This window comes from Longimicrobium sp. (assembly GCF_048594345.1).
Classification (GTDB): Bacteria; Gemmatimonadota; Gemmatimonadetes; order Longimicrobiales; family Longimicrobiaceae; genus Longimicrobium.
Map to the genome: position 1 here is coordinate 1 of NZ_JBMDXM010000157.1, position 9154 is coordinate 9154.

Annotated in this window: 9 protein-coding genes; all 9 read left to right on the forward strand. The window is 69.4% G+C overall.

All coding sequences use genetic code 11. The annotated features are described in order from the left end of the window. The first annotated feature begins 502 nt into the window (after positions 1 to 502). Positions 503 to 2002, forward strand: coding sequence for an aldehyde dehydrogenase family protein (locus ACOJUJ_RS17460; protein WP_420128187.1), 1500 nt, complete (start codon positions 503 to 505; stop codon positions 2000 to 2002). Positions 2003 to 2586: 584 nt separating this feature from the next. Then, the gene (locus tag ACOJUJ_RS17465) at positions 2587 to 3531 is read left to right on the forward strand and encodes an SDR family NAD(P)-dependent oxidoreductase (RefSeq protein WP_420128188.1); all 945 of its coding nucleotides are present in this window, start codon (positions 2587 to 2589) and stop codon (positions 3529 to 3531) included. Beyond that, positions 3528 to 4184, forward strand: coding sequence for a hypothetical protein (locus ACOJUJ_RS17470; protein WP_420128189.1), 657 nt, complete (start codon positions 3528 to 3530; stop codon positions 4182 to 4184). Before ACOJUJ_RS17465 ends, ACOJUJ_RS17470 begins: the two co-directional genes overlap by 4 nt. Positions 4185 to 4555: 371 nt before the next feature. Beyond that, positions 4556 to 5569 (forward strand): isocitrate/isopropylmalate dehydrogenase family protein, encoded by a 1014-nt coding sequence (locus ACOJUJ_RS17475; RefSeq protein WP_420128190.1) that lies wholly within the window; start codon positions 4556 to 4558, stop codon positions 5567 to 5569. Beyond that, on the forward strand, positions 5569 to 5907 hold the full coding sequence (locus tag ACOJUJ_RS17480; protein WP_420128191.1) for a hypothetical protein: 339 nt from the start codon (positions 5569 to 5571) through the stop codon (positions 5905 to 5907). Before ACOJUJ_RS17475 ends, ACOJUJ_RS17480 begins: the two co-directional genes overlap by 1 nt. Further along, a complete protein-coding gene (locus ACOJUJ_RS17485) occupies positions 5907 to 6131 on the forward strand; it encodes a hypothetical protein (protein ID WP_420128192.1) in 225 nt (74 codons plus the stop codon). Before ACOJUJ_RS17480 ends, ACOJUJ_RS17485 begins: the two co-directional genes overlap by 1 nt. Before the next feature lie 357 nt (positions 6132 to 6488). Then, on the forward strand, positions 6489 to 7574 hold the full coding sequence (locus ACOJUJ_RS17490) for a serine hydrolase domain-containing protein (RefSeq protein WP_420128193.1): 1086 nt from the start codon (positions 6489 to 6491) through the stop codon (positions 7572 to 7574). A 27-nt stretch (positions 7575 to 7601) separates the two neighbouring features. Beyond that, positions 7602 to 8192, forward strand: coding sequence for a sugar O-acetyltransferase (locus ACOJUJ_RS17495; RefSeq protein ID WP_420128194.1), 591 nt, complete (start codon positions 7602 to 7604; stop codon positions 8190 to 8192). Positions 8193 to 8594: 402 nt separating this feature from the next. Continuing rightward, on the forward strand, positions 8595 to 9154 hold a 560-nt coding region (locus tag ACOJUJ_RS17500), incomplete at its 3' end, for an alanine dehydrogenase (protein WP_420128195.1).

The following is a 9154-nucleotide window of genomic DNA, read 5'->3' on the forward strand; positions in this document are numbered from 1 at the left end:
TGAGAGTTGCGGGCGTGCGCTCTCTCAGGATGACAGCGTGCCGCCGTTGAACGGCTCCCGAGGGGCTGGGCCTCGCGCGACCCGACAAAGATCCTTCGGTCGCGCGCAAGCTTCGGCGTTCGTGAGAGTTGCGGGCGTGCGCTCTCTCAGGATGACACCGTGCCGCCGTTGAACGGCTCCCGGAGGCTGGGTCTCACGCGACCCGACAGGGATCCTTCGGTCGCGCGCAAGCTTCGGTGGTCGTGAGAGTTGCGGGTGTGCGCTCCCTCAGGATGACACCGTGGCCCCGGTGGGAGCCGGTGAAGGTCTCCGGGGATGCTGGGGATCATCGCTTTGCGGCCGGGCATCCACCGGCTGAACGAGGATTTCGGCGGCTTGTGAAGGCGCGTGGGGGACAGCCGGATGCCGGACGCGTTGCACCTCTTGCCGTGGAGGTTAGATTCCCCGGTTTCCAATCCACCGGCTCGCGCGAGCCGCTTACGCTTCACCGGACGAACGCAGCATGGCGGACAACTTCAAGAACTTCATCAACGGCGAGTGGGTGGAGCCGTCGACGGGCACATACTTCGAGAACCGCAACCCGGCCAAGCAAAAGGACCTGATCGGCCACTTTCCACGCAGCAGCCGCGAGGACGTGGACCGCGCCGTGGCCGCCGCCAAGGCCGCGTTCCCGGACTGGAGCCGCACCCCGGCGCCGGCCCGCGGCGACATCCTGCGCCGCGTTGGCGACCTGCTGACGGAGCGCAAGGACGAGATCGCCAAGGCCGCCACGCGCGAGATGGGCAAGACGCTGCAGGAAACGCGCGGCGACCTGCAGGAAGGCATCGACACCGCCTACTACGCGGGCGTGGAAGGCCGCCGCCTGTTTGGCCACACGGTGCCGTCGGAACTGCGCAACAAGTGGGCGATGACGTACCGCCGGCCCATCGGCGTCTGCGGCCTGATCACCCCGTTCAACTTTCCGCTGGCCATCCCCACGTGGAAGATGTTCCCGGCGCTGATCTGCGGGAACACGGTCGTCATCAAGCCCGCCGAAGACACGCCGCACACCGTGGCGCTGCTGATCGAGGTGCTGGAGGAGGCCGGCATCCCCAAGGGCGTGGTGAACCTTGTCCACGGCCTGGGCGAGGAAGTGGGCGCCGCCATCGTGGAGCACCCGGACATCCCCGTCATCTCCTTTACGGGATCGACGGAGACGGGCTCGATCATCGCCCAGCAGTGCGGGCGCATGCACAAGCGGCTGTCGCTGGAGATGGGCGGCAAGAACGCGCAGATCGTGCTGGCCGACGCGGACCTGGACCTGGCCATCGACGGCGTGCTGTGGGGCGCGTTCGGCACCACGGGGCAGCGCTGCACGGCCACCAGCCGCCTGCTGCTTCAGGACGAGATCCACGACGAGTTCGTGGCGCGGCTGATGGAGCGCGCCAAGGGGCTCAAGCTGGGCTACGGGCTTGAGAAGGACGTGGAGGTCGGGCCGCTGATCCACGAGGCGAGCCTGAAGAAGGTGGAGGAGTACATCGAGATCGGAAAGGGCGAGGCCACGCTGGCCATGGGCGGCGAGCGCGCCACCGGCGACGGGCTGGACGACGGCTTCTTCTTTCAGCCCACGATCTTCACCGACGTGAAGCCGGGCTCGCGCCTGGCGACGGAAGAGATCTTTGGGCCAGTGCTGTCGGTGATCCGCTTTGGCGAGCTGGACGAGGCGATCCGCATCAACAACGAGGTGAAGTACGGCCTGAGCAGCTCGCTGTACACGCGCGACGCAGTGGCCAGCTTCCGGGCGTTCCAGGACCTAGACAACGGCATCACCTACGTCAACGCGCCCACCATCGGCGCCGAGGCGCACCTGCCGTTCGGCGGCGTCAAGCAGACCGGCAACGGCCACCGCGAGGGCGGCTGGGAGGTCTACGAGTTCTACAGCGAGACCAAGGTCTGCTACCTGGACTACAGCGGAAAGCTGCAGCGCGCGCAGATCGACAACTACGAGGCGTCGCCGTACTGAGGGCCAGGGATTAGGGAATAGGGAATAGGGAATAGGGAATAGCCGGCAACGGCGATCCTGATTCGGAGGGCTCCGTCGCGATAGCGGCGGGGCCCTTTTGTGGGGCAGGGGTCGCGGCGCTCCGGATGGTTCCGCGCAGGCCCCTCCGGTCCGGCACCACCGGCCCACCTCTCCCGAAACTGCCGGGGGAGGTGGGTTTTGGGGCGGCTGTGGTGAGCTTCGGACGGGGTGGTGCGGGATGGTGAGCCGCCCCCCTCCCCGGCCCTCCCCCGCAAACTGCGCGGGGGAGGGAGGTGCGACGCACCTTCGGAAACGCGATCGAATTCTCCCCTCTCCGTGAGGAACGAACGGGGAGGGGCCGGGGCGGGGCCGGGGGAGGGGCACCGTCGGGCGCAGTTCGATGCCCGTCGTCCCAATTCCCTATTCCGCTTTCCCTCGCCCCTCTTCACTCCGCGCACGAAAGTTGCCCGCCGTGCTGTCCGGCGTGTCCGCCCGGGCGCAGGGAGCGCTTGCCCCGGCGGCGCGGCGGGCGGTAGCTTCCACACCGCCCGCAGCTCCCATCGCACCCCACACCGGTCGCCGGAATGCCCCCTCGCGATCCCCGCGAAGACGAGCCGCGCGCAGCCGATCCAGCCTGCGCCTCGTATCAGCCCCTTCCCAGCATCCCCGGCAACATCATCCGCGTTCCCGCGGAAAACGATCCGGTGGAGCAGCTGCTGGAAGACGTGGTGGAAGAAACGCAGACCAAGGCGCTCAAGTACGGAACCGCGTTGCGCGGCCGCGTGGCCGTCGTCACCGGCGGGGCCACGGGGATCGGGCGGGCCATCGCGCTGGAGCTGGCGCGGCACGGCGTGCACGTGGCGTTCAACTACTTTGCGTACGACCCCGCCAGCGACATTCACGAAGAGGCCGAAGACACGGCCCGCGAGATTCGCCAGCTGGAGGTGAAGGTGCGCTGCGCCGAGTGCGACGTGCGTGATCCCCAGGCGGTGGACCGCTTTGTCCAGCAGACGCACGAGGAGTTCGGCGCCATTCACATCCTGGTGAACAACGCCGGCATTGCCCGCGACCGCGCGCTCTGGCGGCTGAGCGACGAGCAGTGGCGCACGGTGCTGGACACCAACCTGACCGGCGCCTTCAACATGATCCGCGCGGTGGCGCCGCTGTTCCGCCGCCAGCACGACGGCAAGATCGTCAACGTGTCGTCCGTCCACGGCATCCGCAGCGAGTTCGGGCTGGCCAACTACAGCGCATCCAAGGCGGGCCTTCTTGGCCTTACCCGTTCCGCCGCGCTGGAGCTGGGGCCCAACAACGTGAACGTGAACGCCGTGGCGCCGGGCTACATCCGCACGACCCGCCTTACCAGCGGCGTGCCGGCGGAGGTGCTGGACACTGCCCGCGAGCGCGCCGTGCTGGGCCGCCTGGGCGACCCGCAGGACGTGGCCAACGTGGTCGTCTTTCTCTGCTCCGAGTACGCGCGCCACGTAACCGGCGCCGTGATTCCCGTCGACGGGGGACACCTTCTTTGATCCACCGCACCACCCCCCGGTCCGCCCGCCGCGCCCCGGCCCGGCGGATCCTGCCGCTCGCCTGCGCGGCGCTCTGCCTGGCCCTGACCGCCGCCTCGTGCGGGGGAACGAAGCCGCCGCCGGGCGGCGTGGCGCCGGCCACGGCGGTGGCGCCCATGGACCTGGGCGGCCAGCGCGTGCTCATCCTGCCCATACAGGCGTCCAGCGGGCTGGGGTTCAACCGCGAGATCATCACCGAAGAGATCGTCGCCGCCATCCGCGCACGCGACACGCGGACGCAGTGGATCGATCCCGCGCGCCTGCGCCGCACGCTCGCCGGCTCGCCCACCTTCGCCCCCGATCCCGCCGCGCTGCCGAACGACCGCTACGAGGTGCATGGCGATCGGCGCATCCAGGGCGGCCTGGCGGACGCGGTGCGGCGCTACATGGCGCTTACCGAGGCGCGCCTGGTCGTCATCCCCCGCAGCGCGACCCTGATCACGCCCGACAGCGGCGGCGCGTTCGTGCGGCTGAACGCCGCGGTGGTGGACGCGCGCACCGGCTTCCTCGTCTGGTGGGGCGAGGCGGACGGCCGCCCCGCGGCACCGGACGACCGCGCGCTGGTCACCACTGCGGCGACCGCGCTGGCGGCGCGGCTGCTGGTGCCGGATTGAGGTGAACGGGTGAACGGGTGAACGGACTGCCCGTTCCGAAGCGGGATCGAATTTCTCCCCTCGCCGTGAGGAACGAACGGGGAGGGGCCGGGGGAGGGGCACCCCGCGGGCGCCGTTCGATCCATCGCAGCCGCGCCACCCTGGTTCCTTGCCCCCCAGTCCCCTTGTCCCGCGCTCACCTTGTCCCCTTGTCCTTCCCGGCCTAGTGCCCGCCCAGCCGGTTCCGTAGCTTGTGCAGCGAGCGCCTTGCGCCACCGTGCGAAGGCGCTCGCATCCGTCTTGCACGCGCAATCCGGCGATCGTGGGATGACGACGAGGGGAGACGCGGGGGCCGCCGGCCTTCCGTCCATGACCGCGAAGAGACCGAGCACATGCCGCATACCGTAACGCTGATCCCCGGAGACGGGATTGGGCCGGACATCACCGAGGCCGTGGTGCGCGTGGTAGAAGCCACCGGCGCCGACATCCAGTGGGACCGCCGCGCCGCCGGCGTGGCCGCCATCGAGCAGCACACCACGCCGCTGCCGCAGGAAACCATCGACGCCATCCGCGAAACGCGCGTGGCGCTCAAGGGTCCGCTGACCACGCCCGTCGGGGTGGGCTTCCGCTCCATCAACGTGGCGCTGCGCAAGGAGTTCGACCTTTACGCCAACGTCCGGCCGGCCAAGACGATCGTTCCCGGCGGGCGGTACGAGGGCGTGGACATCGTCCTGGTGCGCGAGAACACCGAGGGGCTGTACAGCGGCGTGGAGCACTACATCGGCATCAGCGGCGACCCGCGCGCGGCGGCGGAGAGCGTGATGCTGGTGACGCGCTTCGGGGTGGAGCGCATCCTTCGCTACGCCTTTGAGTACGCGGTCAAGAACGGGCGCAAAAAGCTCACGCTGGCGCACAAGGCCAACATCCTCAAGTACACGCAGGGGCTTTTCCTGGACGTGGGCCGCGAGATGGCCAAGGAGTTCGAGGGGCGGGTGGAGTTCGAAGACCGCATCATCGACGCGACGGCCATGCAGCTGGTGATGGACCCGACGAAGTTCGACATGATCGTCTGCGAGAACATGTTCGGCGACATCCTCTCCGACCAGATCGCGGGTCTTGTCGGCGGGCTGGGGCTGGCGCCGGGGGCCAACATCGGCAAGGACGCGGCGATCTTCGAGGCGGTGCACGGCTCCGCGCCCGACATCGCGGGCAAGGGCATCGCCAACCCCGCGGCACTGCTGCTGGCGGCGGTGCTCATGCTGGAGCACCTGGAGATGCGCGACGAGGCGGGCCGCATCAGCCGTGCGCTGGAGTCCGCCATCCGCGAAAAGGACACGCTTACGCCGGACCTGGGCGGCACGGGGACCACGGACACGTTCGCCGACGCCCTGATCCGCCGCCTGTGATGAGCCACCCCGCCTCCCACGCCGCGGACGCGGCGCCGCCTCCGTTCGACTGCGCCCGGTGCCGCAGGAACGTCAAGGGCGAAAAGCCGGACGACGCAACGTGGTGCGCGGCGTGCCGGCAGGCGCTGATCGCGCGGTCGGCGCGAATGGCGTGGATCCCGGCGGTGGTGGTGGCGGCGCTGTACCTGTGGCTGATTGCGTGGAGCGGGCTGCTGGAGTCGCCGATGATGGCGTTCTGGCTGGTGCTGGGCGCCGTGCTGGCGTTCGTTGCGTTCAAGGTGGGCCGCCGCGTGTTCTTTGACGTGCTGCGCGGCCGTGCGACGGGAGACAGGGGCTGATGCGCGACTGGCTGGCTTCGCCGTGGGTGAACATCGTGGGCGCCATCGCGGGCGGGATGGCGCTGGGATACGGATTGGGCTCGCTGCCGGGCGGGATCACCGTCGTCGGCATCGTCTGGACGGTCATCGGCCTGCTGCTGCTCTGGTGGACGCTGGTGGACCGCGCACGGGCCAAGCGGAGCGGTCCGGAAAGCGAGCGCGATGGGTCGCATACGATCGAGTGAGGGAAGTGCGTAAGTGCGTTAGTGCGGGAGTAGAAGTTACGATAGTACGAAAGTCCGGGTGCGGGACGATGTCATGTGCTGAGTCCCGTCTGCTTTCGGATCGCACCGGTAGCGGACGCGCCGGTGCATGGGACGCCGCACACGGTTGGGCCGCCGAGTCCACGAAGGTGGACTTTGTGCAGTTGTAGCGGCGAATTCATTCGCTCCTGCAGGCGGACGGCACGGTACCGGTTCAGATTCTCAACGGGCATCATTTGCCCACGCGGATGGGCGGCACGGCGCCGGAGCACCATCGCCATCAAAGGATTTCCGGCCGAAGGCGAAACCGTCTTCGGCCGGCTCTCGTACGGGGCGCCCATGACTACGACTTCCTTTCTCCGGCTTCCGCTCGCGCTCGCCGCGATGCTCGCCTGCTCACCCCTGGGCGCGCAGGAGGCGGACGTGCAGGCGTTCGCGGCCGAGGTGGACTCGCTGCGCCAGGCGCTGCGCATCCCCGGCCTTTCCGTCGCCGTGGTGCGCGACGGGCGCGTGGTGCTGGCGCGCGGCTACGGCTGGGCCAACGTGGAGGCGCGCGTCCCCGCTACGGAGCACACGCCGTACACCATCGCCTCGGTGACCAAGCCGATCAGTGGTGTGGTGGCCATGCGGCTGATGGAGCGCGGCGTGCTGGACCTGGACCGGCCGATGTCGAGCTTCGACAACTGGGCGGAGTTCTGCGCCGAGGCAAAGGCGGACGGGCCGCGCATCTTCTTCGCCGACTACGACTGCTCGCCGCGCGTGACGCTGCGGCACGTGCTTTCCATGCAGATGAACGGCACGGCGGGCGAGCGCTTTCTCTACAACCCCATCTCCTTTTCCTGGGCCTCGCGGCCCATCATGCAGGCCACGGGGCGCTCGTTCAGCGACCTGACGGCGGAGGAGGTGTTCGCCCCCGCGGGGATGACGCAGTCGGCGCGCAGGCACCGCGACCTGCCGCTGCGCGCGGACCTGGACTCGGCGATGGCGCTGCCGTACCACGTGGATTCCACCGGCGTTCTGCGCCGGTCGCCCGGCCCGGGGCCGCAGGGCGACGGTGCGGCGGGCGGGGTTATCTCGACGGTGGTGGACCTGGCGCGCTTCGACGTCGCGCTGGACGAGGGGCGGCTGATCTCCGAAGCGTCCAGGGCGGAGATGTGGCGGCCGGGGCGCTCGCCCTCGGGCAACGTGCTGCCGTACGGCATCGGATGGTTCGTGCAGCAGGTGGACGGGCGGCGTGTGGTGTGGCACTCCGGGTGGTGGGAGCAGGCCTACTCCGCGCTGTACCTCAAGCTGCCGGACGAGCGGCTTACGCTGATCCTGCTGGCCAACAGCGAGGGTCTGTGGTGGGGAAACCCGCTGGACGGCGCCACGGTGGAGCGCCAGCCCTTCGCGGCCGCGTTCCTGCGGCGCTTCCGCGGACGATAGCATCCGGATCTTCTGGAGGCGGGGCGGATGAGGAGCGAGAAGGAAAAGATGCTCGCGGGCGAGCTGTACAACGCCACGGACCCGCAGCTGGTGGCGGAGCGGAGGAGGACGCGCGACCTGCTGCGCGCCTTCAACGCCTCGGCCGACGCGGAGACGGAGGTGCGGCAGGAGATTCTGCGCGAGCTGCTGGGCGCGGCGGGGGAGGGGCTGGACATCCAGCCGCCGTTCTTCTGTGACTACGGATCCAACATCCGGCTGGGCGACCGGGTGTTCTTCAACTTCAACTGCGTGGTGCTGGACGTCGCGGAGGTCGTCATCGGCAGCGACGTGATGTTCGGGCCGGCGGTGCAGGTCTACACGGCGACGCATCCGATGGACTACCAGACGCGCCGCGCGGGGCTGGAGGGCGGCAAGCCGATTACGATCGGCTCGGACGTGTGGATCGGCGGCGGCGCCATCATCCTTCCCGGCGTGACCATCGGCTCGCGCTCCGTGATCGGCGCGGGGAGCGTGGTGACGAAGGACGTGCCCGAAGGCGTGTTCGCCGCCGGCAACCCGTGCCGCGTGCTGCGGCTGCTGGAGCCCCACCCCGGTCCCGCGCACCCCCTTTCGGGGTGAAGGGAAGCAGGTCCGTCGCGACCCGCGGGCCTTCTCCCCCGACCGGCCTGTCGCTCGTTCCTCGCGACGGCGGTCGACCCCTCCCCCAACTGCCGGGGAGGGGTTGTTCGTATGCACAATTGCCGAGGAACCATCACTCCTCCCCGGGTTGGGGAGGGGTCGCCGCGAGCCGCGAGAAACGAGCGGCGAAGCCGGTGGGGGAGAGGGCCCGCGCAAACGCGGCGCGGGTTCCCAGCCCGTACGCCGTCGCGCTGCACCTCTGCACTCCATCCCTCTCCCCGTCTCCCCCACTCACGCACTTTTCTCCAGAGTCTCGCCAAACGGAATCCGGGGTGTATATTGTCGCCCGCCCGTGCTGAGCGGCCCTCAGCCCTGGACCGTACCCCGAACCACTGCGTGACGATGCTGATCGGCGTCCCGAAAGAAATAAAGACCAACGAGAACCGGATCGCCCTGGTGCCCGCGGGCGCCGAGGCCCTGGTGCAGTCCGGCCACCAGGTGATGGTGGAGCGCGGCGGCGGCCTGGGCAGCGGCTTTACGGACGAGCAGTACGAGGCCGTGGGCGCCACCATGCACGACGTGGAAGAGGTGTGGGCCCGCGCCGAGATGATCATGAAGGTCAAGGAGCCCATCAAGGTCGAGTACGCCCGCACGCGTCCCGACCAGCTCCTGTTCACGTACTTCCACTTCGCGGCCGACGAGACGCTCACGCGCGCCATGCTGGACAGCGGCAGCGTGAACATCGCCTACGAGACGGTGCAGCTGCCCAGCGGCGAGATGCCCCTGCTCACGCCCCTGTCCGCGGTGGCGGGGCGCATGAGCATCCAGGCCGGCGCCAAGTACCTGGAGAAGTTCTACGGCGGCCGCGGCATGCTGCTGGGTGGCGTGCCGGGCGTTACGCCGGCCAACGTGGTGATCATCGGCGGCGGCGTGGTGGGCACGCACGCGGCCAAGATGGCCGC